Annotated in this window: 17 protein-coding genes; all 17 read right to left on the reverse strand. The window is 75.4% G+C overall.

Annotation, left to right across the window (positions count from 1 at the left end):
* Genes AB0K25_RS22650 through AB0K25_RS22730 form a run of 17 tightly spaced genes read right to left on the reverse strand, consistent with a single transcriptional unit; the run spans position 1 to position 26773 of the window.
* Positions 1 to 3432, reverse strand: coding sequence for a DUF6519 domain-containing protein (locus tag AB0K25_RS22650; protein WP_357533598.1), 3432 nt, complete (start codon positions 3430 to 3432; stop codon positions 1 to 3).
* Positions 3429 to 5552 (reverse strand): phage tail protein, encoded by a 2124-nt coding sequence (locus AB0K25_RS22655; RefSeq protein ID WP_219461704.1) that lies wholly within the window; start codon positions 5550 to 5552, stop codon positions 3429 to 3431. The genes AB0K25_RS22650 and AB0K25_RS22655 overlap by 4 nt, the downstream gene beginning before the upstream one ends.
* Positions 5549 to 8005 (reverse strand): hypothetical protein, encoded by a 2457-nt coding sequence (locus AB0K25_RS22660; protein ID WP_357533595.1) that lies wholly within the window; start codon positions 8003 to 8005, stop codon positions 5549 to 5551. The genes AB0K25_RS22655 and AB0K25_RS22660 overlap by 4 nt, the downstream gene beginning before the upstream one ends.
* A complete protein-coding gene (locus AB0K25_RS22665) occupies positions 8002 to 10380 on the reverse strand; it encodes a hypothetical protein (RefSeq protein ID WP_357533593.1) in 2379 nt (792 codons plus the stop codon). The genes AB0K25_RS22660 and AB0K25_RS22665 overlap by 4 nt, the downstream gene beginning before the upstream one ends.
* Positions 10377 to 10739 carry a GPW/gp25 family protein gene (locus AB0K25_RS22670; RefSeq protein ID WP_219461715.1) on the reverse strand — a complete coding sequence of 121 codons (363 nt, stop codon included), beginning with the start codon at positions 10737 to 10739 and terminating at the stop codon, positions 10377 to 10379. The genes AB0K25_RS22665 and AB0K25_RS22670 overlap by 4 nt, the downstream gene beginning before the upstream one ends.
* The gene (locus AB0K25_RS22675; RefSeq protein WP_363822492.1) at positions 10736 to 11080 is read right to left on the reverse strand and encodes a hypothetical protein; all 345 of its coding nucleotides are present in this window, start codon (positions 11078 to 11080) and stop codon (positions 10736 to 10738) included. The genes AB0K25_RS22670 and AB0K25_RS22675 overlap by 4 nt, the downstream gene beginning before the upstream one ends.
* Positions 11080 to 11586: a phage baseplate assembly protein V gene (locus tag AB0K25_RS22680; protein ID WP_067303923.1), complete on the reverse strand. Its 507-nt coding sequence runs from the start codon at positions 11584 to 11586 to the stop codon at positions 11080 to 11082. Before AB0K25_RS22680 ends, AB0K25_RS22675 begins: the two co-directional genes overlap by 1 nt.
* Positions 11583 to 12734 carry a hypothetical protein gene (locus AB0K25_RS22685; protein WP_219461720.1) on the reverse strand — a complete coding sequence of 384 codons (1152 nt, stop codon included), beginning with the start codon at positions 12732 to 12734 and terminating at the stop codon, positions 11583 to 11585. The genes AB0K25_RS22680 and AB0K25_RS22685 overlap by 4 nt, the downstream gene beginning before the upstream one ends.
* Positions 12727 to 13149 (reverse strand): hypothetical protein, encoded by a 423-nt coding sequence (locus AB0K25_RS22690; protein ID WP_219461722.1) that lies wholly within the window; start codon positions 13147 to 13149, stop codon positions 12727 to 12729. The genes AB0K25_RS22685 and AB0K25_RS22690 overlap by 8 nt, the downstream gene beginning before the upstream one ends.
* A complete protein-coding gene (locus AB0K25_RS22695) occupies positions 13146 to 13790 on the reverse strand; it encodes a hypothetical protein (protein WP_208566086.1) in 645 nt (214 codons plus the stop codon). Before AB0K25_RS22695 ends, AB0K25_RS22690 begins: the two co-directional genes overlap by 4 nt.
* Complete coding sequence (locus AB0K25_RS22700) at positions 13787 to 21340, reverse strand: DUF4157 domain-containing protein (RefSeq protein ID WP_357533589.1); 7554 nt, start codon at positions 21338 to 21340, stop codon at positions 13787 to 13789. The genes AB0K25_RS22695 and AB0K25_RS22700 overlap by 4 nt, the downstream gene beginning before the upstream one ends.
* The gene (locus AB0K25_RS22705) at positions 21337 to 21579 is read right to left on the reverse strand and encodes a hypothetical protein (protein ID WP_219461731.1); all 243 of its coding nucleotides are present in this window, start codon (positions 21577 to 21579) and stop codon (positions 21337 to 21339) included. The genes AB0K25_RS22700 and AB0K25_RS22705 overlap by 4 nt, the downstream gene beginning before the upstream one ends.
* Entirely contained in the window at positions 21576 to 23423 is a 1848-nt protein-coding gene (locus tag AB0K25_RS22710; protein WP_363822497.1) for an ATP-binding protein, read from the reverse strand. The genes AB0K25_RS22705 and AB0K25_RS22710 overlap by 4 nt, the downstream gene beginning before the upstream one ends.
* Positions 23423 to 24709 carry a DUF4255 domain-containing protein gene (locus AB0K25_RS22715; protein WP_357533585.1) on the reverse strand — a complete coding sequence of 429 codons (1287 nt, stop codon included), beginning with the start codon at positions 24707 to 24709 and terminating at the stop codon, positions 23423 to 23425. Before AB0K25_RS22715 ends, AB0K25_RS22710 begins: the two co-directional genes overlap by 1 nt.
* A complete protein-coding gene (locus AB0K25_RS22720; protein WP_357533583.1) occupies positions 24706 to 25545 on the reverse strand; it encodes a hypothetical protein in 840 nt (279 codons plus the stop codon). Before AB0K25_RS22720 ends, AB0K25_RS22715 begins: the two co-directional genes overlap by 4 nt.
* Positions 25542 to 26258, reverse strand: coding sequence for a hypothetical protein (locus AB0K25_RS22725; RefSeq protein ID WP_208566080.1), 717 nt, complete (start codon positions 26256 to 26258; stop codon positions 25542 to 25544). The genes AB0K25_RS22720 and AB0K25_RS22725 overlap by 4 nt, the downstream gene beginning before the upstream one ends.
* The gene (locus tag AB0K25_RS22730; protein ID WP_208566079.1) at positions 26255 to 26773 is read right to left on the reverse strand and encodes a phage tail protein; all 519 of its coding nucleotides are present in this window, start codon (positions 26771 to 26773) and stop codon (positions 26255 to 26257) included. Before AB0K25_RS22730 ends, AB0K25_RS22725 begins: the two co-directional genes overlap by 4 nt.
* Positions 26774 to 26781 lie beyond the last annotated feature (8 nt).

The raw sequence follows: 26781 nt of genomic DNA on the forward strand, positions 1-26781 counted from the left end.
TCAACTGACGTTGCCCGAGCTGCGCGCACCCCCGGCCACCTGGATGGATCCGTTCGACGAGACGTTGTCGGTGACCGACCACAGCCGCTTCGCCGGCGCCCCCGACCAGGACGGGTTGCACAGGATCGCCGGCTCGCAGTTCTGCACCAGGTTGTCGCGGATCGCCATGATCGGACCCCCGGCGGCGAAGGCCCAGATGCCGACGCCCGCCCCGGCGGCCACCGAGATCCGGTTGTCGGAGACGAACACGTGCCGGATGCTGCCGATCTTGATGCCCCGGATGGTGCCCGAACCACGCCACCACGCCTGGTAGAGGTGGATGTCGTTGCCGGTCACCCGGATGGTGCGGCCCTGGATCGGCGGTCCCTTGTGGTAGGAGACCCCGATGTGGATCCCCTCGGCGACCTGATCGATGCGGCAGTCGGAGACCTCGACGTCGCCGACCGCCGTACCGCCGCCGATCACCACCGCGCAGGCCCCGACGGAGACCTCCGCCGCGGCGGTCAGGTCCCGCCGGTAACCACCGGCGTACTTCTCGCCGAAGGCCGGCTCCAGCAGGATCCGGTCGGCGACGCTGCGCAGGTGCTTCGCCGCCGCCGACGGGGTCTGCACCGGGCGCGACGGGGGCGACGCGGCCACCGCCGCCTCCCAGGCGCCCTGGCTCAACGCCGAGTCGAAGCGCAGGCTCGCCCCCGGCGCCGGCAGTGCCACCTCCCGGCGGTCGCGGGCGATGTCGTCGGCCTCCCGCACGTCGATCCCCTCACCGACCAGGTAGTCGCGCAGCGTCTTGCGGCCCTCGTCGGTGTCGAAGATCCGCCCGGCGCTCTCCCCGAGCCGCCCCTTGAGCGAGGTGAGCTGCCGCTTGTACGAGGGCAGCTGGGCCGGGTCCTCGGTGGCCAGGTCCGCCAGCCGCAGCACGTACGCCTCGGCGGCCCCGGCGGTGCGCTGGTCCTCGGCGGTGGGCGGGCGCAGGGTGGTCAGGGTCTTCCACTCGCTCTGCGGGACCATCGAGTTCATCCGTACGCCCCACCGGCCGACCCGGACCACGGTGTTCCACTCGCCCGTCTCCAACCGGTCGTCGCGGTCCAGGGCGAGCCGCCCCACCAACTGGGTGGCGAGCTGGCTGCGGAACTTCTCGTCCTTGACCAGCTCGGCCAGGGTCAGCGAGGCCGGCCGGGGCGGGCAGGAGAACCGGCACCGGGTGATCACCGCGTGGTCCGGGTTCACCAGCAACACACCCTGCTGGCCGTGGCCGATGAGGAAGTCCGAGTCGAGCACCCGGACCTTCCCGGGGGCCGCGCCCTGGTCGTTGCGGACGGTCAGGCAGGTGCTCTGCGGGGACGCGCCGGCCACCCCGGTGAGCTGGCAGTGCTCGATCGTCACCTCGGCACAGTTGACCGCCGACACCGGGCCGAGCCGCCCCTCGGCGGCAGCCGGGCCGGGAGTCTCCACCGCCAGGTGCGACACCGACACGGTGCCGCAGTTGACGAACATCAGCGCGAACTCCTGACCCTGCACCCGGATCCGGCTGGCCGGCCCGCTGCCCAGCACCCGGATGTTGGCCCGGCCGGTGAAGGTGACCGGCACGGTGCTGGTGTAGAGGCCGGGGGCGAAGCAGATCAGCACGTCCCCGGCAGGCAGCGTGGTGAGCGCCTGCACCCAGTCGATGCCCGGCCGGATGGTGATGGTCGCCCACCCACCGGTGGCGGACGCGGCGAGCTGGTTGATGGCGGCCTGGACGGTGGTCGCCCCGGCCAGCGACGGCCGCCCGGTCGGGTCGTACGACACCCGGTCGGCGCGCGACAGCGCGGCGGTGAAGGTCACCGGCAGGTGGGACGGCTGCCCGGCCTCGTCGAGGAGTTGGGCGGTGACCTCCTGGGTGGCGGCGGCCGAGTCGAGTTGCCAGGCGCAGCGGGCCCGGCCGTCGGCACCGGTCTCCACGGTGACGGTGGTGGCGGTGACCGCCCCGGCGGTGAGCCGGCCAGCCCCGCCGGTGACGGTGAACCGGACCCGGGCCTTGGCGACCGGCTGACCGCCCATCGCCACCCCGGTGACCAGGTCGTGCCCCAGCGGCACCAGGGTCGCCGGGCTGCCCGGCACCGGCACCGCCTCCTGGCCGTCCCCGCCGAGCAGGCTCAGGGTGGCCTGCCCGGTCAACGGGGCGAACACCGGCCGGCAGTCGCGCAGCACGCTCCACTGGCTGCCGTCCCAGCTCACGACGCCGATCCGGCCGTGCGCCCGACGCGGCCCGTGCGGGGTCTGCGCCACCGGCGTGGTGCCGACCCGGGGCCACTGGACGTCGTGCAGCGCCGAGCGGGCCGGAAACGACCACCAGTCGCCGGTGCGGAAGCTGCCCGCCGCCGAGAACCGGATCTTGATGCCGAGTTCCAGGTCCAACTCGACGCCGCCGGCCGGCACGGTGCCCCGGCCGTCCCAGCGGCGGACCCGGGGCCGCGACGGGAAGTCCGCCCGGTCGAGGCTGCCGGTGGCGGTGCCCGGCCGGATCACGATCCGGTCCCCCTCCACCCGGTCGACCTGCACCAACGTGCCCGGCAGGCCGTTCTGCTCCCGGCCGTCGTCGGTCAGCTCCACCCAGGAGCCGTTGGTGAAGCCGGCACTGCCGTCGCGGCCGGGGACCTTCACCGTCAGCACGTCGACGTCGATGCTCTCCCAGGTCGCCACCGTGGCGGCGTTGTCCCGGGACCAGACGAAACCGGCCACCCCGGGCGCCCCACCGGTCAGGATCTCCACCCGGTAGAACTGGTTGTCCAACCCGGTGTACGGCGACCCGGTCGGGATCACGCAGTCACCCCCGGAACTGCCCGTCGGGTCGGCGCGGACCGCGAGGGTGCCGGTGGAGGCGGCGGTCAGCTCCGCCCAGCCGGGTGGGGTGTCCGCACAGCCGACCGGGGTGTTGGGCGGCCCGGCCTGCAACAACCGCACCTGCCACACGGTCCGCAGCCGGGTGGTGGTGTCCGGCCCGCCGAGGGCGACCTCCCGCAGCGCCGGGTCCTCGATCGCGGTCACGTGCTGCGACCACACCTGCAACCAGGCGGCGTAAACCCCCGGCGGCACGGGGGCGCCACCGGCCAGCCAGGAGCCGTCGAGCTTACGGACGAACGGGCCGGCCGCCGGCAGGTCCGGCTGGGCGAACACGGAGACCGGGGTGTCGTTCTCGCAGAGCACCCCGTCGAGGTAGTAGCGGCCGGCCGACAGCTTCAGGTCGGCCCCGCCGGTCAACCCGAACGCCCCACCGACCAGCGGCGCACCGGCGGCGCCGACCACGTCGGTCAGCGCGGTGGCCCGCAGGTGCGCCTGGATGTCCTGCTGTTCGTTCCAGTCCGCGTCCAGGTCGACCCGGCCCTGCTGCTTGCGGACGCTCGTCGCGTGCCGCCGCTGGTCGAACGTGACGCGGCTGATGTCGCCCTTCATGGTGTGGTTCCTCCGGTCGGCAGGACGGGCAGGGCAGCGGCCACCCGCCCCAGCGGCAGGTACTCCGCCAGCGCGAGGGTGAGGTTGTGCAGGCGTTGCGGGGTCAGGGCACGACGGAACGCCCCCAGCTCCGCCCCGGACTCCGCCCCCGTACGCAACTCGGTGGCGGCGGTGGCGGCGAGCCGGCCGTAGGTGGCGTCGCCGTAGCGGGTGCTCGCCCAGGCCGGCCCGACCCGGGTGGCCACGTCCGGGTCGTCGGGTTGAGCCTGCTGGGCCAGGTCCGGTTGGCAGCGGTAGCGGCGCGGGGTGACCGAGCCGGGCCGCAGGTAGCTGAACCGGACGTACCCCTGTTGCCGGCGGGCCACCGTCACCTGCTGGTCGAACAGGCAGTCGGTGGCGGTCAGCACCCGCGCCGTGGTGGTGCCCAGCACCGTCACCCCAGCCAGTTCCGCCGCCGCGTCCCCGGCGGCGACCGGGCCGTGCACCAGCGTGTCCGTCACGGTCAACGGGCCGTCGGTGGTGGTCAGCGCACCCGTCACGCAGCGGTGCACCACCACCCGGGTCCGGTCGTTGCCGGCGGTGACGGTGAGCCCGGTCGCCGCCGGGCCGACGGTGCAGTGCCGCAACTCCACCAGGCCCAGGCCCGGTCCGCCGTCACCGGGCGCGGCGACGGTCACCGTCCCGGCGACCAGCAGCCCGTCGACGACCAGCTCACCCGGGCGGTCCCCGACACCGACGCCGGTGACGGCCAGCGTGCCCAGCAGGCAGGGACGCACCCCGACCGGGTCGAGGTCGGTCTGCCGCCGGGGCCGGTCCGGCGGCCGGGGCCACTGCGCGGCCAGCACACTCAACCGGCTGCCCTGCCCCACCCGCACCGACAGGTTCTCCCGGTAACGGTGGCTGTCCAGCACCACGATCCGGCCGGTGCTGCCCGGGTGCGTGGCCTGGAAGTCGTGCCAGGCGGTCACCGCCTCACCCAGCGAGGCGACCACCTCCCCGGCCCGTGCCGGCTCGGTCACGCTCACCGCGAGTTGCCAGTCCACCGGCCCGTCCGCCGCCCCCAGGTCACCGCGGCGGGGGTACGGCCCGGCGCCGACGTCGGCGCTGAACGCGTACCACCAGGAGACCGCGAGGCGGTGCACGGGCCGGCCGGCGGCGACGGTGATCCGGCCGCGCACCGGGTCGACCCGCACCACACTGCCGGTCGGCAGCTCCCAGCCGGCCAGGTCGCAGATCCGTAGCAGGTCCAGCGGGACCGGCCGCAGCTCGTCGGCCGGGGTGGGCTGGATCCACACCACGAACGACGGGTCGTCGTCGCGGAACCAGCGCCGCTGCTCGGGTGGGGGCGGGGTGCCGCTGGCGAGCGCCGCCAACTCGTCGCGCAACGGCCGGCGGCGCAGCGGACCGGGCACGTTCGCCTCGTCGGCCCGGTGGTCGATGTCCGGCTCGGTCACCGTCGGCCCGGTCAGCTGCCGGCCCACCCCCACCGGGTCGATCCACCACCGGCCGTCCGCCGGCACCACGGCCGGTGCGGCGGTGGCCCGGTCCAGCCGGTACGACGGCAGCGGCCACACGTACAGGCCGATGTGCCCGATGTTGGGGCGGCCCTGACCGGCGTCCATCGCCCGTACGTCCACCGTCCGGCAGACCGTCTCGAAGGGCCCACCGACCAGCTCCAACGGCGCGGCGGCCCGGATCGACGCGGTGGCCGGCGCGTCGCGGACGTGGTTGACGTGCTGGGTGGCGACCAGCCGTTCGAAGAACTCGACGACGGCGGCGCTCCAGCCGGTGTTGGCCCGGGTCAGCTCCTCCAACGCGGCGGCGGTGCCCTTGCGCCGGCGGAACCGGATGGTGTCGGCGACGCGGGCCCGGTCGGACAGGCCGGTGCCGTCGGCCAGCGGATGCAACTGACCCGCCCCCACCAGCTCACCCAGGTAGGGCACCACCCACTCGGCGCAGGTCTCCACGAACCAGTCGTCGGTGAGTTGGTCCACGTCGGCACCCAACGCGACGGCCTGCTCGGCCATCACCTCCACCAGCGCGTGCAGCACCCCGCCGGCCGCCTCGTCCTGGCTGCGCAGCGCGGCCGGCAGCAGGCCCCAGATATCCTCGGCCCTCACGATGCCTCCAGCAGGGTGACGTCACCGGCGTCCACGGTGAGCAGATCGGCGGGCAGCAGCACGTCACCGACCCGACGGGCCGGCGCGGCGGTGATCACGTCGAGGCGGGCCGGCGACTGCCCGGCGTCGTGCAGCAGCTCCAGCACCACCGCCGTGACCCCGGGCACCCGGTGCAGCAGCGCCTGCACCTCGCTGGCGCGTACCGGCTGGGCGTAGTCGCGGGCGTCGAAGCTCAACCCGGCGACCAGCGACGCGCGGGCTGCGGTCGAGACCGCCGCGAACCGGTGCCCGGCGGCCAACAACAGCCGGGCGGTCACCGCCACCCGGCGCCGGTGGTGGCCGAGGATCCGCACCGGCACGGTCGCCTGGCGGGCGGCGTCCAGGGCCCGCAGCAGGTCGGCGCGGACCGCCGCGTCCGGCGGGATCTCCGCCCCGTCCGGGCCGGCGACGGTGAGCAGGACCAGCTGCCGGGCGTCGTCCCAGACCAGGTCCGCGCGGGCCTTGCCGATCCCGGCGAAGGCGCGGGCGAAGTCGGCGTGGTCGTCAAGCGAGACGACCCGCCCCAGGGTGCGGACCGCCAGCGGCGCGTTGCGACGGGCCCGGTCCACCCCCTCCGGGTCGTCGGCCCCCGCGGCGGGCACCGGGTTGCCGACCTCCATCAGGCCCAGCGGCCGGGACAGCGGGATCGTCAACCGGCCGGGTGCCAGATCGGCCAGCCGCCCGATGCCGCTGCGGTAGGTGGCCACCACGTTGTCCTGCCCGGTGGGCAGCCGGGCCCCGGTCAGGCCGTCGCCGAAGGTGACCGTGACGGTGCCGTCGTCGGCCCGGCGCACGGTGTAGACCCGGGCGGAGGGGGCCTGCCCGAGCAGCGCCGGAACCTCCTGCCAGCGCACCCCGTCCACCCAGACCGCCAGGGTGGTGCGGGAGCCGCTCGCGGTCGCGGCGGGCACATAGGTCAGCGGCACGTGCCGCAGGCTGAACCGTTGGAACGCCCGCCGTGCATCGCCTCCCCCGAGCACCTCCGCCCGGCTCTCCCCGTGGGTCGCCGCCGTCACGTTGCCCAGCACCCGGACGCTGTCGCGCCGGTAATGCCGCGTCACGTTGGCCGTCAGGTCCACCGTGCTCTCGTCCCGTACCCGCAGCACGGTCACCACCTCGCCGACCGGCCCGCCGTCCGGGTCGACACCGGTGAGCACCAGCGGCCGGCCCGGCTCCAGCCCCGGCGTCGGCCGGGCCAGCTCCAGGGTCGCCGTCGCAGTCAGCGGGGCGGTCAGCGGTGCAGCGGCCGGCGGCAGCAACCGGCTGTCGCCGAGCACGGTGGTGGTGCGCAGGGAGAACATGTTCGAGTCGCCGCCGGCCACGGTGACCCGGGTGGTGCGGGCGGCGATGCCGAAGTCGGCCACCGGCACCTCCGCCACCGCGTCGACCCGGCGCAGCTGCGGCACCCCGGCGGTCTCCAGGACCAGCCACGACCCGGCCACGATCGACGGGTACGACTGGTCCAGGTGCAGCGTCCGCTCCTGGCTGCCCAGCGGGGCGTCCACCCAGCTGTCCTTGCGGGTGGCGTACGCGCCCGGCAGCACCTGGTTGGTGCCCGGGTTCAACTCACCGACCCGCAGCGCCACCGGCAGCGCCGACCACGGCTGCGCCTGGTGCCCGAAGAGCGCGGCCCGCTGCGCCAGCAGGTGCACCTGCACGTCCCGTCCCGGCTGACGCAGGTCCGTGCCGAGCGGCTGGGCGGTCACCGCCGCGTCCAACCCGACCACCGTGTACGCCGGCACCACCGCACCGCCGTCCAGCGCGGTGGCCGCCGCCGGCAGCACCGCGGTGGCCGCGCGCACCCGACGGACGTCGAACCAGTCGGGGCCGAGCACCAGCAGCGCACCGCCCGGGGTGAGCACGGTGTCGGTGCCGGCCAGGTACAGGGTGGCGTCGCCGGGGCGGGGCGCGCGGGGCGCGGTGACCCGCAGCCCCACCGCGTTGAGTTCCGGCCGGGCCAGCAGCGGCGTCACCGTCTCGAAGACCTGCGGCAGCTCGCCGGGGCCGGGCACGCTCTGCGCCTGACTGCCCGCCGGGATCGGCACCCCGTCCGGGGCGCCGGGGGTGGCGGTGACGGTGAACGACAGCCACGTCGTCGCGGCCACGCCGGGACGCAGCTCGTAGCCGATCGCGCGGGCCAGCATCAGCACCGAACCGCGTTCGGTGGCGGTGCCGAGGAAACCCTCGTTGGCGATCCGCTCCTGGTAGAAGGCGAGCACGTCCAGGGTCGTCGCCCAGGCGTGCAGCAGCGCCACCGCCGGGTCGTCGACCTCCCGGGTGGTCAGCCCGGCCAGCTCCGGCCGCCCACCGAGCCGGGCCACCAGGTCGGCGGCGAAGTCGGCCTGCCGGCCCAGCCGGTAGGCGATGCCACTGCGGCCGGGCGGGTTGGGCCCCCGGCCCACTCGTGAGGTCACAGTCCACCCACCAGGTCGAGGTGCAGGATGCCGTGCTCCGGCACGCTGGGATCGTTGTCGAGGCGGATCACTTCGGTGTCGCCGGCCCGCAGCACCCGGGCGGCCAGTTCGCCGCCGGCCACCACGCCCACCGGGTGCAGCTCGGTCACCCGCACGTCGGTGACCCCGGGGACACCGACCGCGGCGGCCAGCAGTTGGCTGACGTAGAGCGGGGTGCCGAAGCTGAACCGGTCGGGGTGGAAGAAGCCCCGCACCCCACCGGGCAGGTCGCGGGCGGAGAAGAGGTCCAGCAGGGCCCGGCGTACGTCGGACCGGAACGCGCCCGGGGTGACGCACACCCACAGCCGTAGCTCCACCGGCAGGTCGACCGGGTCGCGCAGTTGCAGGTCGTACCCGGCGACGCGGAACCGGTCGAGCCGCCCGGCCAGCCGTCGGGCCAGCGCCGGCTCGTCGGTGAGCCGCTGCCCGCCGGTCAGGTCGAGGGTGAGGAAGACCGTCCACCACGACCCCGTCCAGCGGACCCGGGCGGTGGCGTTGGCCACCTCGGGTAGCCGCAGGGCCGCCGCCACCCAGTCGGCGGTGGTGACCGCCCGTTCCTGGACGGCGAAGGCGACCGGGGCGTGCTGCCGGGCGTGCTCGATGTCCTCCGGGTCGGTGCCACCGACGGCGGGCAGCGGGTTGGTCGCGGCGAGCAGCCCGACCCGGTCGGTGACCAGGGTGGTCAGCGCGTCGTGGCCGAGGTTGCCGGCCGCCCCGCCGCCGCGCCACCAGGTGACCTGGAAGACCGTGCCGGCCGGTGGTCGCCGCCCCGACACGTCGTCGCCGAACCGCAGGCTCACCCGGCCGTCGCGTTCGCGTTCCGGGACGAAACCCTGGTCGAAGCGGTCGGCGTTGAGCAGGTCCCGGCGGGGCCGCCAACTGCCCTCGGTGGTTTCCAACCGGATCAGCGGCACCGCGGCACGCGGGTCCTGGTCGAGGGCCTGACTGGCCGGGGTGTCGGTCGGGAACGGCACCGCCGAGGCGACCGGCTCGCCGGTCAGCACCGGCCGCCACCGGTGTTCGGCGGCGGCCGGGAGCTGCCCGGACACCGCGCTGGCGTGCTGGACGGCGACCAGGTTGGCCCGGGCCACCGCACAGGTCACCAGCTGGCCGGTGCCCGTGCCGGCGACGGAGGCGGTGACGGTCAGCGGGAAGGCCAACCGGTCGGCGGCGCTCCACTCGACCTCCAGCACGGCCACCCCGGTGACCGGGTCGGTGGTGGGGTTCGCCGACACCAGCCGGACCACCTGCCGGTGGGTGGGGTCGGCGTCGGCACGTCTGCCGGTCTGCGGGGAGAGCACCTCCTCCAGCAGCAGCAGGTCACCGGCGGCCAGGCCGGTGGCCGGCAGGTCGACCAGGGTGGCCCGGGTCGCGCCGACGGGCAGCCCGCAGTCCCGGCCGCCCCACACGTACAGGGCGATCTCGTTGCGGGCGGCCCTCGGGGCGAGCGGGGTCAGCGTCTCGAAGCCGGTCGCGCCGTCGGCCAGCAGCGCCGCCGCGTCGGTGGGCCGTACCGCCGGGGTGGCCCGGTCGGCGGCCAGCACCGGGGTCCCGGCGGGCACACCCCGGCTCTCCACGTCCGACCCGGCGGCCACCCGCACACTGAGCCAGGCGCGGGCCGCGCAACCGTCGTGCACCGCGTAGTCCAGCAGCCGGGCGTGCCGGCGCACGGAGATCCGGCTGCGGGCGGTGCCCAGGTACGCCTCGGTGCCGGCGGCGTCCTGCCGGTAGGACAACCGGTCGGCGACGTGCGCCAGCGCCTCCACCACCGTGATCAGCGGGTCTGCCGGGTGCCGTTCGGCCCCACCGGGCAGGGCGGCGAGCCGGTCGAGCATCAGCCGCCGGAACCCGGCGTAGTCCTTGGCCAGGTAGTCGGCCGGCGCGGTGGTCGGCGGCGGCGGCGTCACGGTGGGGGCGGCCGGTGCCGGGTCCAGGTCGCTGGGGCAGTTGGCCTTGAAGGAGAAGGTCTGCACCGACAGCACCGGGTCGAAACCGGGCGGCACCCGGTCGTCCACCGCCGAGCGCACCAACCTCAGGGTGTACGGGGAGAAGTCACCGGCCCGGTCCACCCGGACGGTCAACTCCGCGCCGGTGGCGGCGACGCTGAGCACCCGCACGCCGGTGATCCGGACCCCGCCGTCGACAAGTACGTTCCCCACCGCCAGCGCGGCCCCGGCGGGCACCCCGCCGGTCTGGCCGGGCAACGGGTGCAGGAAACCGACGTGCAGCAGCCGCTGGTCGGTGGCGTCCACCTCGACCCAGTCGATGCCGTTGAAGGCGCTGCCCGGCCGGCCCACCTCGGCCCGCCGCTCGTCGTCGTCGCAGCGCACGCTCATCCCGCACCCCTTTCCACCGACACCTGCGCCGGCCGGCCGGTGGCCCGCAGCCGGTACCCGACGTGCACCCGCACCGCCGCTTCGGCCAGGTCGACGCGGACGTCGTCGACCTCGATCAGTTCGCCGAGCCAGCGTTGCAACGCGCTGCGGGCCTGCAACTCGGCGGTGCCCACCACCGCGTCGTCGACCGGGGCGAACAGCAACTGGCCGAGACCCGCGCCGAAGTCCGGCCGGTTGACCCGTTCGCCGGGCGCGGTGAACAGCACCGCCTCCACCAGGTCGGCGACGTGCCGGTCCGGGCCGGCCAGGCCGGAGCGGCCCCGGTTGTCCGGTCGCCACGGAAACGCCGGGTACGTCATGACGCCACCGCCCGGACCTGCACGCCGGCCACCGTCGGCGGCCCCTGCGGGATGCCCTCCGCGCTGATCCCGAGCCCGACGCTGGTGGCGAGCACGGCCGGCTGCCCGTTGACCAGCACCCGGGCCGCCGGGGTGGTCCACCGGAGCTGGACGCAGGGCTGCGGTTTGGTGCCCGCGCCCACCGGCACCTGGAAGGGGCACCCGGTGACCGGGTACGCGTCGGTGGCGGTGACCACCGGCAGGCCGCCGACCAGCACCCGCGCGTTGCCGGTCTGCGGGGTGACCGGGCCGGTGTGCGGGCAGGTGAGCACGGCACCGACGTGCAGCAGCGGGCCGGGCATCAGGTCACCGTCAACGCGGTCTGGTTGACCGCCACGGTCGGGCCGACCAGGGTGATCGAGGCACCCTTGCCGTTGGAGATGATGATCCCGGTGTCGTTGATCGAGATCATCGCCCCGGTCAGCGTCTTGAGCAGGATGCCGCCGGTCGGGCCGGGAGCATCGGAGATCATCAGGGTGGCCTGGCCGGGGGTCTGCAACACGATCGGCGGGGTGGGCGGCGGGGCCGACGACACCAGCGCCGGGATCTCCGCCTTGGAGCCGTACCAGCAGCCCGTCCAGATCGGATGGTCGGCGTCGCCCTGCTCGAACTCCACCCACACCCCGGTGCCCGGCAACGGCACGGCGAACATGCCGGCCTGGATGCCGGCCAGCGGGAAACAGGGCATCGCCCAGCTCGACGGGGGGAGCGTGACGTCCGGAACGGTCACCTGGATGCGGCCCTGCTGCAACGGATCGAGGTGGTTGACCACCGTGCCGCGATACTTGCCGTAGTACCTCGTCGTCATGGCTGTGCCCTTCCCGAGGTGGAGACCTGGGCGTTGCGGCCCAGGGTGAACCGCTGCTTGACCTCGCCCGCCTTGACCGTGGTGGTCACGCTGCGCACCACGTACTCACCGTCGTAGGCCCGGCCGGCGCCGCGCACCCCGACCAGCCGCCGGCAGCGCAGCAGCCGGCCGTAGCGCAGCACGTCCAACGAGCCGGACCCGGTGATCACATTCGCCGACTGGGCGGCCCGGGCCAGGCCCCGGGCGAGGGTCTGCACGACGTCCATCCGGGCGGTGGCGTCGTCGGTGCCGCTCGGGTTCGACCGCCCGATGTTCATCCGCCGGTACGACAACGGAATCGGGATCTTGCGGCCCAGCGGCGGGTTGAGCGGGCTGACGTCCGGCACCGGCAGCGGAATCGGCACCCGCACCTGCTCCGGGAACGCGGTGAGCAGGTAGACGGTCTTCTGCACCCCGTCGAAGGAGAACGACAACGACTCCACGTTGGCACCCGCGTCGGCGTTGACCGTCAACGCCGGCTGCGGCTGACCGGCCCGCACCTCCGGCCCCCAGTAGGCGGTGTTCATCCCCGGGGTCGGCCCCGGCTCCACATAGAACGTGTAGCCCACCTCGTCGGCGAGCTGCGACACGTACGCGAAGGTGGTGCCGCGTACCGCCGGGATCCGCTGCACCGGGTTCGGCGCGAACACCAGCACGCTGGGCACCACCATCGGCACCACCCCGTACGCGGCGAACGGGGCGAGCAGGGTCAGCACCCGGGCCTCCGCCGGCATCGGCATCGGCAGGTCCGACAGGTCGATCAGGTCCATCATCTGGCTCACGTCCACCCCGGTGAGGGTGAGCGTCGACGCGCCCGCGTCGTTGCTGCGGGCCACGTCGTGCCGGGTCACCACCCCGTCGGAGAGCACCTGCGGCCGGCCGTCGACGTGCAGCACCAGCAGCAGCCGGGTCGGCGGGTCGAGGCTGCCGTCGGCGAGCATCCGCTCCACCAGCGACCCCCGGCCCAGCGCCAGGCGCAGCTGGAAGCCCGAGCGCTGCCCGGCGTTCTGGGTGACCTGCGCCTCCTGCACCGCCGCCACCAGCTCCATCGGGGCCGGCCGGAAGGTCAACGGCCCGATCAGCACCTGCAACCGCACCCCGCTAGGCATCGAGGCCCCCCGGGAAGCCCTCGGGCAGGGCGACCCGGACCACCTGGCCCGGCTGCTCCAGCTCCGCCGGGTCGAAGACGCCGTTGGCGTCGCAGAGCTGCCAGAACGCGGTGGGGTCGCCGACGGTCCGACCGGCCAGCAGGTCCACCCGGTCCCCGTCGGCGACCGGTTCCCAGCCGGCGGTGGCGAGCCGGTCCGCGGGCGGCACGAACCGGCGACGCAGGTGCACGACCTCCCGACCGGTGTCCGGGTCGACGGTGACGGTGGTGCCCACGGTGGCGTACCGGCTGTCGGGGGAGACCGCGCCGGGTGCCGGCGTGTCGACGCCACCCGCGCCGGTCGCGGCGAAGAGGGTCTGCGCGACCCGGCTCTGCGCGGCCACCAGGGCCGGATCGGTGTCCGTCGGGTCGCTCATGGCAGCCGGTCGATGCCGAGGTCGGCCAGCCGCCCGCCGCGCGCCCGGCCGGCGAGCTGTTCGAGCTGCTGGTGGGCGGCCATGGCCAGGCCACCGGCCCGGCCGTCGGTGCCCACGTCGTTGACGGTCAACACCCGCAGACCCAGTCGGATCTTGGCGCGGATCGGGTTCAGCATCGGGTCGAACGCCTCCTCGGTGATGGTCAGCTCGGTGATCCGTACCGGCCAGAGCCGGCGTCGTCCGAAGGCCAGCAGCACCAGCGGCGCCGGCGGCGGCACCACCTCCAGGGTGCCGGCGGCCAACAGCGCCGCGGCGTCCTGCACCGCGGCCAGGCTGGGATAGGCCAGCGACTCCAGGGCGGCCAGCTGGGCGGTCAACCCCAGCTCCACCGCCTCGGGGTCGGTGAGCTGGTCGGCGGCGTCGAGGTCGGCCTCCAGGGTGAGCGTCTGCACCGGCGGGCCGGTGATCCGCAACGCCTCGCCCCGCGCCCCGCCCTCGGCCCCGGCCGTCTTGAGCTGGAAGCCCCGGGTCAACGAGTCCGGGTTGTACTGCAGGGTGATCACCCGCCGGCTGCGCCCGCTGTCCGGGTCGAGCACGACCAGGCCGGCGCGCAGCAACCGGGGGCTGAGGGGACTGGTCACGGGGTGCCTCCAGAGGTGGGACGCCGCCAGCGGATCCGCTCCGCCACGGCCCGGGTGATCCGGCCCTGCATCAGCAGCGGGTCCAACCCGCTGAAGTCGACGGTGCAGTCGGTCAGGTCGGTGATCCGGATCTGCCCGGTCGACAGGCCGAGCCCGTCGAAGAGCAGGTTCACCCGGGCCACCGTGGCGCTCTGCAACGACACCGGCCGCAGCCGGCCCGGCAGGCCGCCCCCACCGGCGGCCCGGCGTACCCCACCGCCGACGGCGAGGTGCACCAGCGCGTCGGGGGCCAGCACGATCTCGTTGCTGCCGCCCAGCGGCAGGGTGATCTCCCGGGGGTTGTTGATCGACAGGTCCACGTCGACGTTGCCGATCGCCAACATGCCCGGCGGGCCGGTCGACGGTTCGTCGCTCTGCACGTCGGCGATGGTGTGCAGCAGGTCGTCACGGGAGGCGGCGGTCGGCCGCAGCAGCCGGTTGAGGCGTACCAGGTGCTCGGTGCGGGCCTGGCTGACCTCGCCGGTGTCGAGCTGCCACCGTAGGAGGTCGACGTCGCTGTCCGGCGGGGGAGCGCCCTCCGCCCCGAAGCTGGGCAGGTGCACCCGGTAGACCAGGTCGTCGCCCTCGACGATGAACCGGCCCGGGGTCCACCACGGTAGCGCGCCGGTGAGCCGGCGGTAGTCGACCGCCCCGTCGCGCAACGCCAGCCGCACCTCCCAGCTGCGCTCACCCCACAGGAACCCGTCGTGGGTGACGTCGAAGTCGATGTGCCCGTTGAGGCTGTCCAGCACCTCACCGATGCGGTAGGCGTCCAACACCCGCACCAGCGCGTCCCATTTCCCGGCCAGGGCGGCCCGCCGCTGCGCGCTGGTGGTCCGGGCGGGCGGCGGGGCCGGGATCGGGGAGCCGCCGCCGAGCATGGTGGCCAGGTCCAGCACGAACCGGGCGTTGCGGATGTCCAGCGACGGCAGCTCGCCCGACCCGCTGGTCAGGTCGTGGGTGAGGTCGCCGAGCAGCCCCTGCTCGACGAAGATGTACAACCCGAGCCCGCTGTCGGTGAAACTCAGCCCGGTCACCTCACCACCGCGTACGGCGATCCGCCGGCCGGGGGCCGCCGAGCCGTCCGGCCCGGCCGGGTCCTGCTCGTAGCCGATCGAGGTGAACCGCAGCCCGTACTCGGGGCGGCCGGTCGGTGCGCCGAGGAACAGCAGTTGGCGACGCGGGTCGGCGGTGACCTGGGCGCTGATCGCGGTCAGCGTGGGCTGCGCCAGGTTGAGCCGCAGCCCACCGTGGTCGAGGAAGTCGACGCTGAGCCCACCGGCGGTGAAGTCGGCCGTGCCGCCGGACAGGAACGTGCCGATGTCGAAGCCGACCCGGGCCGCCTCGATCGCCCCGATCCGCAGTCCACCGAGGATCCGCATCCCCTCCGCCGTGCGGGTCGCCTCCACCAGGAAGCCGTCCTGCCCGGCCGCCGGCACCAGCCGCAACTCCCCGAGCACCGCCTCGATGTCCGGGTTGAGCCGGATGGTGACGCCGTCGTGCAGATCCACCAGCAGCCCGCTGGCCCGGGTCTGCTGCACCACCAGCTCCCGCAGCAGCAACCGGCGGAACCGGCCGCCCGGCGTGCCCGCCGGCCACAGGTCGACCCGGGCCCGCGCGCTGATGCCGAGCAGGGTGATCGCCCCCGCGCCCGACGGGATCCGCAGGCCGAGCGCCGCACCCTGCCAGTTCAGCGCGTCCACCGAGATGGTGGCCAGGCTCAGCCCCGGCTGCCCGTCCGGGCCGATCTCGATGTGGTCCGGGCCGACGCTGACCACGCCGGTGTCCAGCCCCTGGATGCTGACGTGCTGGTCGTGTTCGCCCGGCCGGGGACCGACGCCGAGCTGAGCCTCACCGCCGACCACCCGGGCCTGGATCCGGCCGCCCCGACCGAAGGCGAGGGTGAGCTGGGCGGCCCACAACGCGCCGTCGACGTGCAGCGCGGCGTCGATCCGGCCGGCGATCTCCACCCGGGTCGCCCCGGTGGTGAGCCGTCCGGCGGTCACCCCCGCCGCCGCCGACCAGCGCAGGCCGCGCAGGTCCACGTCGAGGATCTCCAGCGGCGGCCGGTCCGGCTCCCCGGCCGGGAGCGGTTCGGGCCGGCCGAGGCCGACGTCGAGCACCCCGTCGCGGTAGCGCAGGTCCCGCCCGGTGATCCGGGCGATGTGCAGCCGCTCCAGGTGCAGCGCGGCGGTGGCCGGGACGACCCGACCGGCGGCGTCGCGCTGCTCCGGCGTGCTGTCCCAGCGACCGCTGGCGGTCAGCCCGTCCAGCACGGTCGCCCCCCGGGAGACGATCCGCCCGTCGCCGGCCCGCCAGTCGATCGCGCCCAGCTCGATGCGGGCCGGGCCGACGTCCTCGAAGCGCAGCCCGCCGGCCCGCTCGGTGACCAGCCGGCCGCCGAGCCCGGCCCGGCGTACGGTGACCGCGCCGTCCGGGGTCCGCAGGGTGGTGTCGGTGAGGGTGAGCCCGTCGAGCTGGATGCGTTGGCTGTCGGTGGGGTCGCTGAGGATCCGGCCGGTCACCGGGTCGACCTGGTGCGGCCCGGCCCGGATCAGGTCCACGGTCACCGTGGCGGCGTTCGGGCGGGTCGCCCGGCCACCCACGGTGCCGGTGATCGTGGTCGGGCCGCCCTGCACCGCGCGGGACACCACGGCGAACCGGAGCCGGTCGAGCTGACCGACGGTCAACCGCCCGGAATAGGTCAGCTCCTCGCCGGTGAGGTCCACGTCGAGGTCACGCAGCCGCACCCCGATCAGCGCGCCGGAGACCACCTCGACGCTCATCCCCGGCGCCGGGTCGGTGACGTCCATGCCGATCCGGTCGGCGTCGATCCGGTCGATGACCAGGTTGCGGACCAGCGCGCCACGGACCTGCCGGCCGGTGGCGGTCGCGCCGGTGCGGACCTGGACGTCGAGGCTCATCCGACCGATCCGGGTGCTGCCCCGGGAGTAGAGGCTGCGGCCGGGCGAGTGCATGGACAGCCCGGTCAGCTCGGTCTGCTCCACCACCAGGTCGGGTAGGCGCAGATCGTCACCGACGGGCAGCACCCGGCCGTGGATCGCCTCGCCGGGTGTGCCGTCGGCCCGGGTGGGCGCGGTGAAGGCGATCCGCCGGGCCTCGACGCCCGGCCCGGAGAACCCGGTGACCGCCAGCTCACCGACCCCGAAACGGACGGCGGTCCGACCGATCGGCAACCCCTGGGCCGCGGCCGGGCCGGCCAGCTCGGCGGGGAGCGGACCACCGCCGACGGTGTCGAGGTCGGCGCGCAACCGCAGCCGGGCCGCCGCCAACCGTTCCACGGTGGTGGCCCCGGCCCGGACGTCGGTGGCGGTCACCTCGGCCAACCGCAGCTCCACCCCGAGGGTGGCCGGGTCCAGGGTGACGTCGAGCCCGCCGACGGTCAGCCCGCCGGCGGTGACGCCGAAGTACCGCCGGGCCCGTTCCCGCAGCAGCTGAAGCTCCTGCTCCTGGGCGCGGGTGCGGTGTCGCGGCAGGGGGCGGCCGGCCGGGTCGACCGGTTCGGCGGCCAGCGACTCCAACTCATGCAACCGGTCCAGGTCGGTCAGCCAGCGGGTCAGCTCCGCCCGCCGGTCCGCCCAGCGGGGCTCGGCGGGCAGCGCGGCGAGCTGGGCGGCGACGTCGGCCCGGGTGGGCAGGTCCCCGGCGGTGATCCGCAGCGCCGGTGCGCCGGCCGGGCCGGGCAGCAGCCGTACCCCGGCGAGGGTGGCCGACCCGGTGCTGCCCCGGGCCGTCGTCGCCGCGTCGACCGGGACCCGGTCGCGGCGAAACCTGGTGATCAGCTCGTCGTCGGGCAGGTACTCGCCGATGCGCGACGGCAGGGACGCCTCGGCGTGGATCGGGTCGACCTCCACCCCGGCGGCCTCGACCCGGCCGGTCAGCCCGGTGACCCGGATACCGCCGATGTCGATCGCGCCGCCGACGGACTGGCGCAACTGGTCGGAGAGTTCCACCAGCCGGCGGCGTTCGGCCTCGGACAGCGACTCGGCGTGCCAGCGGTGCCGGGCCTCCAACCGGTCCAGTTCCCGCTCGGCCGGCTCCAGCGTGGTGAGCTGGCTGTCGACGGCGCGCAGCCGCTCCTCCAGGATGGCACGTTGCGCCCCGGTGGCGGTCTCGCGGCGCAGCCGCAGCGACTCCTGCTCGGCACGCAACCGGGCCGGCAGGCTGGTGGCCACCCCGATCAGCGTGCGACCCACCTCGATCCGGCCGACCTGTTGCAGGCCGGCGAAGGAGAGCCCCTCGGCGGTGGCGCTGGAGAAGCTGACCCGCAGCGAGTGCATCATCTCCACCGCGTCGGTGACCCGTTCGCCGACCCCACGGGGCGGGCGGAACACCCCGTCGGTGAGCAGCCCGATCGTCGCGTTGGCCAGCGGAGTGAAGATCTCCCCGGCGGTCAGCGAGGTGAACTGCTGGGCCAGGAACGGCGCTCCGGCCGTGTACGGGGCCAGCAACGCGTCGCTGATCTTGGACAGGAACGGCAGCCCACCGTAGAACGAGATGACGTTGTGCAGCAGGTGGATCAGCGGATCGATGATGGGGATGCCGACCCAGCCGTGCCGGCCCGGCTCGGTCACGTTCTCCTGCCCGGTCGCCCCGGCCCGGAACGCCAGCGTGGACAGCCCGAACCGGGTCAGGCCGAGCAGCCCGCCGGGCAGCCCGTCGCTGGCGTACACCACGTCGGAGACGCTCAACGCGCCCATCCCGGCCTGCGCGCCGACCGGCCGCTCGTAGCCCCGGTCGGAGAACGAGGCGACGATGTCCAGGTCGGTCAGGGTGACCCGGCCGGTCCGCAGCGAACTGCCGGTGAAGGTGCGGTTCACCCCGTCGAGTTCCAACCGGGGCAGCCGGACCCGCAGCACCCCCTGCCGGGCGTCCACCGACAGCGACAGCCGGTTGGTGCGTTCCCGGTCGGTGTCGCGCAGCCGGGCGCCACCCAGGTCGCCGCTGATCCACTGGGCGTCGTGCAGGTCGAACTCGTCGACGGTGACCTCGTCGGTGAACAGGCTCAACCCGGTGCGGCTGAGAAACAGCAGCTTCAGCCCCACCGCCACCAGCCGGGCCAGGTCACCCACCACGGTCGGCAGGCCGTCGGTGCGCAACGACTCCGGGTCGAACGAGGGCCGGCGGGTCGCGTGGTAGAGCCGCAGCTCCGCCACCAGCGCCGCCAGGTCGGGCAGCAGGTCCGCGCGCACCTCCCGGGAGCGCAGGAACACCCACCGCCGGTCGTCCAGCGCGTACGCCTGGATGATCAACGACCGCAGTTCGGTGGCCCGCCCGGCCCGCCAGAGCCGGTCGTCGCGCAACCGGTCGCGCAGCTGGTCGCGGGCCTCCACACGGCGCGGACCGGAAATCGCGGTGACGGCGAGGGAAGCGCGCATCTGCGGGGTCATCCCGGACTGCATCCGGGCCCACCGGTCCGGATCGTCGGCGGCCAGCCGGGTCTGGTCGGCCACCGGCAGGCTGCGCACCAGCTGGAAGGCCAGCCACGCCTCCCGGGGGTTCACCGCCCAGTCGGTCAGCCCGATCGCCAGCAGGCCGCGGACCTGCCGTTCCAGGTGCGCCGGGTCGCGCAGGGCCAGCAGGTCGAGCAACTCGGCCCGCCACATCTCGTGGGTCAGGTACGCATCCGGTAGGGCGGCGAGGATGCGGTCCAGGTCACGCAGCGCGTCCAGCCGGTGCACGGCGGTCCGCAACGCCTCCCGGCCCCGGGCATCCGGCCCGGCGGTCGCCCCGGTCGGCCGGTCGTAGCCGATCAACCGGCGGACCAGCTCGACGGACTTCACCCCGTCCAGGCCGTCCTGCACGATCCGGTGGATGTCGGCGACGAGCCGCTCGGCGTCGACCTGCCCGGCGCTGCGCCGGCGGCGGTCCCACGGCTCGGCGAGGGCGCCCACGCCGGTGTAGCCGCCACCGAGCACATCCTCGGCCGGGATGTTCTCCTCCAACCGGTCGAACCAGCTGCCCTGGTCCAACCGCCGCCACCGGTCCTGCGCGGCCAGCGGGAGACTACGCAGCAGCAGGTACGCGAAACGGGCCTCATGGTCGCGGATCGCCCAGTCGAACACCCCGTACGACAGCAGTCCCTCCACCCGGGACAGGTTGCGGTGCTCCGGGCGGGCGGCGAGCACGACCAGCAGCCGGGGGCCGAGCGGCGCGTCGACCCGCTTCTCCTCCCACGGCAACTGGTCGAGCAGGGTGTCGAGGTGACCGCTGTCGTCGAGCTGGCGGACCGCGTACCGCAGCCTCGGACCCGGCTCGGGCGGCCCGGCGGCGGCCGACGCGGCCGTGGCCGGGGCACCGGCGGTGGGTGCGGCGGGGGCCAGGTCGGCGAGCTGGCGCAGCGCCTCGTCGGCCCGACGGTCACCGATCGACCGTTGCACCCGCCGCAGCAGGGCGGCCAGATCGGCGTCCCGGTCGAGGCGGGCGTCGTCGGCCGACGCCCCACCCAGGATGGTGACCTGCTCGCGCAGGGCGTCGGCGTCGTTGCCCGCCGGGGGCCGCTCGGCCAGCAACGCCCGGAACTGCGCCTTGCGGTCACCGCCCAGCAGCTCCCGCAACACACTGGTCCGCAGGGCCCGCAGCACGTTCAGCGCGGTGCGCCGCTGCACCGGGTCGAGCCCCTCGGCGCTCAACCCGTGCACGTTGTCGGCTTCCAGCACCCGCAGCAGGTAGGGGGTCTGCCCACCGAGGGCGGCCAGCGCGGCACGCGGGTACGCCCGGTGGTGGTCGTCGTCGAGGTTGCCGGCCAGGTCGGTGCGCCGGGGCGCGGGCAGGCTGTGCACCAGGCTGCGGGCGACCACGAACGGCAGGGTGTCCAGGATCCGCAGGCAGCCCCGCACGTCGTCGCCGGAGACCCAGAGGCCGTCGAGCAGGTCGACCATGCGGGCCCGTTCCGCCCGGTACCGGCGCTCCACCAGCGCGCCCAGCTCCGCCTCCAACGGGCCGGTCCCGGCCTCGTCGGCCGGCGCCCGGTCGGGGGCCGGCGGGCTGGCCGGGCGCGGCGGGGTGGCGACCGCACCGGTGTCGGCGGCGACCACACCTGCCGGCAACCGGGCCACCGGCGTCCACAGTGCCCGCCCGGCCGAGGCGGCGTCGGCCAACGCCCGCGCCTCGCCCTCCGGGTCGGTCGCCCGCTGCCCCGGGTACGCCGTGCCGGCTGTCGCCTGCGCCAGGTGCCCCAACTCGTGCACCAGCAGGGCCCGCCCGGCCGCCCGGGACGGGTCGAAGCCCGGGGCCAGGTGCACCGCGCCGTCGGCGAGCAGCCCGCGCGCGCCGTGGTTGGCGGCCCGTCGACCCGCCGCACCGAGGTGCACCCGTACGGCGTCCGGCCGCAGCCCCAACGACGGGGCGTACCGGTCGACCAGTTCACGGGTCAGCGTGGCGAGGGCGTCGTCGCGGCCCGGTGCGGGTTGCGTCGTCGGTGGGGGAGCCCGGTGGGCGGCAGTCTCCCGGGCGGCTCCCGCGCCGGTGGCCGGGTCGGGGCTGGTCATCGGCCCACCCCCGGCAGACCCAGCCGGGCCCAGATCGTCTCGGCCAGCGCGGTCGGCAGGTCGTCGCCGGCGGATGGGGCGCTGGCCTGGGCACCGGCCGACGGCAGGCCACGGTCGGCGATCAGCCGGCTCAACCGGGCGCCCACCTCGGCTGCGAGGGTGGCGTCGACCGGCCCGTCGACGCCGGTGAGGACCAGCCGGCGGATGTCGACCTCGACGGTCGTGACCTCGATGTTCATGACCACAACCCGGGGTCGGCGGGCCGGTCGTGCTTGGCGTACTCGGCGGCGACCGCGTCGAGCACGTGCCGCATCCCGACCGGGTCACCCTCCCCGGCGGCGACCAGTGCGGCACGCAGCGCCACGGTGTGGATGTCCCCACCGGTGAGGTCCAGCGCGGCGAGGCGGGGCAGGTCCAGATCGGCGGTGGCGACCGCGGCCGGGAAGGCCCGCCGCCACAGGCCGGCCCGCTCGGCGGGACCGGGGTGTCCGAACGGGACCACCACCCGCAGCCGACGCAGGAACGCCGGATCGATGGCGGTGCGCATGTTGGTGGTCAGCACCGCCACGCCCCGGTACTGCTCCATCCGTTGCAGCAGGTACGACACCTCGATGTTGGCGTACCGGTCGTGGCTGTCGCGTACCTCGGAACGGCGGCCGAACAGGGCGTCGGCCTCGTCGAACAGCAGTACGGTGCCGCCCCGCTCGGCGGCGTCGAAGATCCGCCGCAGCTGCTTCTCGGTCTCACCGATCCACTTGCTCACCACGGTCGCCAGGTCGACCCGGTGCAGGTCCAGCCCGAGTGCGCCGGCCACCACCTCGGCGGCGAGGGTCTTGCCGGTGCCGCTGGGCCCGGCGAACAGCGCGGCCACCCCGAGACCCCGGCCGGTCCGACCGGCGAAGCCCTGCTCCGCCAGGAGGGCCCGGCCAGCCGCCGCGGCGGTCAACTGACGTAGCTGGGTCAGGGCGGGGGCGGGCAGCACCAGGTCGTCCCACCCGGCCCGTACGTCGATCCGTTCGGCCAACCCGTCCAGGTCCCGCCGGACCCGTTCACGGACCAGGCCCCGGGCCAGCGCCACCGGATCGACGGTCGGACCGGGGGCGGCGGGGGCGGCGGAGTCGAGGATCTCCCGGTGTCCCAGGTCGAACTCCCGGGCCAGGACGGCGGCGGCTGCCGCGGCGCGACCGGGCAGCGACTCCCGCCACAGCGCCCGCTGTTCGGCCCGGGACGGCCGGTCCACCGTCGGCCCGGGGGCCACCCCGTCGAGGGCGACGGCGCGGGGGACGCTGACCACCACGTCACCGACGAGCCGGGCCAGCAACTGCGCCACGGCGGCGCCCACCTCGGGTGGCTCGTCGCCGGTCAGCTCGACGACCAGCACCGGATCGGCGAGCACCACCTCCCGGTTCCACAGCCGGGCGAACGCGTCCCGGTCGGTCACCGCGCGGGGCAGGTCGGCTGCGGCCACCCGGTGCCCGACCCGGCCCACCGTCGCGCACGCCGCCGCCAGCACGTCGACCCGGTCGGCGGGGTCGGGCCCGCAGACCCGCAGCGGGCGACGGCCGCCCTGCCAGGCGGCGCAGAGCTGCTGCGCGGCCCGGCGACGGCTGGCCGGCAGGACGGCCGGCGGCGGGGGCAACGGCACCAGGTAGGGCCGCAACCGTTCGTCGAGCCGCCCGACGCCGCGCAGCTCGTGCAGGACCCGCTCGTCGACCCGCAGCGGGGCGTGCGGCAGTGGCCCCTCACCCAACTCCACCAGCCGCGCCGCGCGCAGCGGACGGTCGGCGGCGAGGGCGTCCCAGTGCCCGCCGGGCAGGGCGTCCAGGCACCAGGCGAAGGTCGGCGGTCGGTCGAGCAGACCCAACTCCCCGGCGACCGAGGCGACCAGCACGTCACGTTCGAATGCGGTCAGCCCGAATCCGGTGGCGATCCGGTGCGGGGTCGACCCGTCGGCCGGGCCGTCCGGGGCCGGTTCGCCCTTGAGGAGCAGGTGGATCCGCTCCACCTCGGCGGCCAGCCCGCCGTCGTGCCCGGCGGCCGGCGGTGGGCCGGGCCAGCGGGCGGCCGGGCGTGGGGCGGGCATCACAGCACCACGGCGGGGCCGTCGTACCGGCCGGTCGGGTCGGCGTGCAGCGGACTGTCCACCCCGTCCACCCGCAACCGGGCCAGGTAGGTGCCGGCAGGCAGGTCCTGGAAGGCGAAGCTGATCCGCCCGGTGTGCTGCCCACCGGACGGCACCCCGTTGTCGGCCGGCGCGGCGAGCACCGTGCCACCCGCCCCGGTCAGCCCGAGGGTGACCTGCTGGCCGGCCTCGACCTCCGGCACGACGTCGACGGTGACCGTGCCGGTACGCAGCACCACCCCGTCGACCGTCCGGCTGGACCCGACCACCACGTCGCCGGGGGCGACGGTGATCGTCGGCCGGTAGCTGACCGGTACCGCGTCGGAGCTGATCGCCGGCCGGGGCGTGGGTGGGTCGCCCAACGCCACCGAGTGGGTGACGACCAGGCCACGGACCCCGGCCGCGACGGGCCGGTCGAAGGCGGACATTGGCAGCCGCAACTCACCGGCCGAGGCGGTGGCCGGGCTGGCCGAGGCCGTCCCGATCCGGACCCGGACGTCCGGCCCGGCCAGGTTACGGCCGGTCACCACCAGCGTCGCACCGGCCGTGACCGGGGTACCGGTCGGCCCGTCGGCGCGGACCAGGTCCACCTCGGGGCCGTCGACGTCGACGGTGCCGGCGGTGACCGCGCGGACCGGCAGGGGCTCCCGGGCACCGCGCAGCGGGTCGATCAGCACCACCGACACGTCGAAGAAGACACTGCTGCGGTACGGCGCGCTGAACGCCGACCAGAGCCGGAAGCTCTCCTCCCCGCCCGGGCTGTTGGTGACGCTGACCCGGAGCAGTTCGACCTGCTCGGCGAGGCGGGAGTCGGCCACCGCGGCGGGCAGCGTCGGGTCGGGCGGGTCGGGGGCGAGTGACCGGCGGATCGTCGCCCGGGTCAGCACCGGCGTCTCGTGCAGCATCGCCAGCAGGTGGCCGAGCAGGATCTCCCCGGTCAACGGGTCGTGGCCGTAGACGCTGGCCACGTAGTGCAGGTCGACGCCGAGCGGCGGCGCGGCGACGTCGTCCCCGCCGGTGCTGCGCGGGGGCGGGCCGAGGTTGGCCCAGGTCGGGTTCCGGGTCACCCGGCTGAGGAACAGGTTGACCTGGTTGCCCTCCTGGTTGCCGACGGTCACCCGGTCCGGTGGGCCCGCCGAGACGGAGACCCCGCCGACCGCCGACGAGGCGCCGGTGGCCCGCAGGTAGGCCATCAGCTGCCCGCGCAGCACGGCGGTGACGGCGGCCAGGGCGTACCCGGTGCTCATCGCGGCACCCCCGCCCCGCGCAGGTACGACTCCAACTCCGGTGCCGGCCCCGCAGCGACGGCTGGGGCGGCGGTGGCCGGTGTGGTGGCCGCCGGTGCGGTCGCGGGCCGCCGGTTGCCGGCGAGGCGTACCTCGATCCGGTCGATGTGCACGTGCACGGTGACCGGCTCCGGGCTCCGGGCGGTGGCCCGGGTGACCGGAGGGCGGTGCCCGGGAGCGGCGGGCGGTGCGGGAGGCGGCACGGTGCCGGCGCGCACCGGCGCGACGGCCGGGGGCGGGACGACGGGGTGCGGGGCGGGGGTGTGGGCCGGCGGCCGGTCCGGGTGGTGGTCCCGGCGGGATGGCTGCGGGGACCGCTCCGCGGCGGCGGGGGTGGCCGGCGGCCGGGGCGGCGTGGCCCGGCCCGTCGGCACGCCGACAGGCGGGGTGGAGCCGGAACCTGTCGCCGGAGCGGGCAGGGGTGCGGGTGCGGGTGGGCGGGTCGCCGCCGCCGGGGTCGGCCCGGCCACCTGGCGTTGCCGCCCTGCGGCGTTGCTGCCCTGCGGTGGCACCGGGTGCGGTGGTTCGGGGGCCGGCATCCGTGCGGCCGGTGGGGCGGGTGTCCCCACCGGGCCGGGCGGTGCCACCGCGACGTGGGGGTGGGGCGTCGGCGACGGGTCCGGCACCGGCGGGGTGACCGGCCGGCTGGCCGGCGGGGGTGCCGTCGACTCCTGCTCGTCGGCCAGGAACCCGCCCACCTGCGGGGTGTCCGGTTCGAAACGCCCGTGGCCGCGCGGGCGCAGCCGGGGGGCGGTGCCGACGGCCAGCGCCGCCAGCGCGGCCAGGTAGCCGGTCACGGGACCCGCTCCAGGTACGCGGCCCGCCGGTGCGGGCCCAGCCCCAGCACCTGCGCCTCCGACCAGCCGTAGGCCCGGGCGAGTCGGTGCACCTCGTCGAGCAGCCGGCGGACCCGGGTGTCGGCGGCCTGCCACGCCCAGGCCGGCACGTCCAGCAGTGCCTCGGTGCTGCCGCCACAGCCGGGACAGGTAAGCGTGACCGCGACGACGCCGAGCGGGTCGCGTTCGGCCATCGCCTCGGACACCGCCGGCAGCGCGGCGGACGGGTCGGCCAGCGGCGGGGTGGCGTCGAGCAGGCAGGCGTCGAACAACCACCGTTCGGCCGCCGCCGCGTCGCCGGCCCGGGCCGCCCCGGCCAGGTCGGCGGTGGTGGGCAGCCGCAGGCTCAGCAGGTGCCCCCGCCAGGTGAGGGTGAACGGCCCGGCGGCCCGGTCCGCGTCGGTGCGGTCCGGCGCGGCGGCCAGCAGGTCGGCGACGCTGAGGGCCACCTCCAGGTGCTCCGGGCAGGCCCGGCAGTCCACCGTGGCCGCCACCCGGCCGCCCGTCCAGTCACCGGCGGCGGCCAGCAGCAGCGCCGTCACCTCGCCCACCGGCAGCCGGTCGGCGTCGGCCCGGCCGAGCAGCAGCAACCCCCGGACCGGCGCGGGCCGACCGAGCGCGCTGTCCCAGGCGTCGACCAGCGCCACCTCGGTCAGCGGCGGCCCCCCGGTCACGACCCGAGCCGGGGTTCGGCCGGTTCGGGCACCGCCTCGTCGCGTTCCCAGCCCTCGTTCTCCAGTTTGATGTGCTCGATCGCCACCGCGTTGGCGTTGGCGTCCAGCTCCGGCAGCGCCTGGTATTCCGAGACCCAGCAGCGGAACAGCCGGTACGACTGGGCGACCTGGCCGGCCTCGTTGAGTAGCTCGATGGTGATGTCCCGGCGGAAGTCGGCCAGGGACACCTCCGAGCCGAGCCCGGCGTGCAGCGCCCAGATCCGTCCGGCCCACTGGGCGAATTCGGCGTCGTGGGTCAGCCCCCGCTCCAGGGTGACCGCCTCGAACTCGGTACGCCCCGGCGACTTGTGGCTGGTCGAGGCGTTGCCGCCGTCGCGGTGCTTGACCACCTCGGTGGTCCGTTTCAGCGCGCTGACCTTGCTGACCCCGGCCACGTAGCGGCCGTCCCACTTCACCCGGAACTTGAAGTTCTTGTACGGGTCGAAGCGCGTCGGGTTGACCGCGAACTGCACCATGACTCACA

This window comes from Micromonospora sp. NPDC049257, from assembly GCF_040678915.1.
Taxonomy (GTDB): Bacteria; Actinomycetota; Actinomycetes; order Mycobacteriales; family Micromonosporaceae; genus Micromonospora; species Micromonospora antibiotica.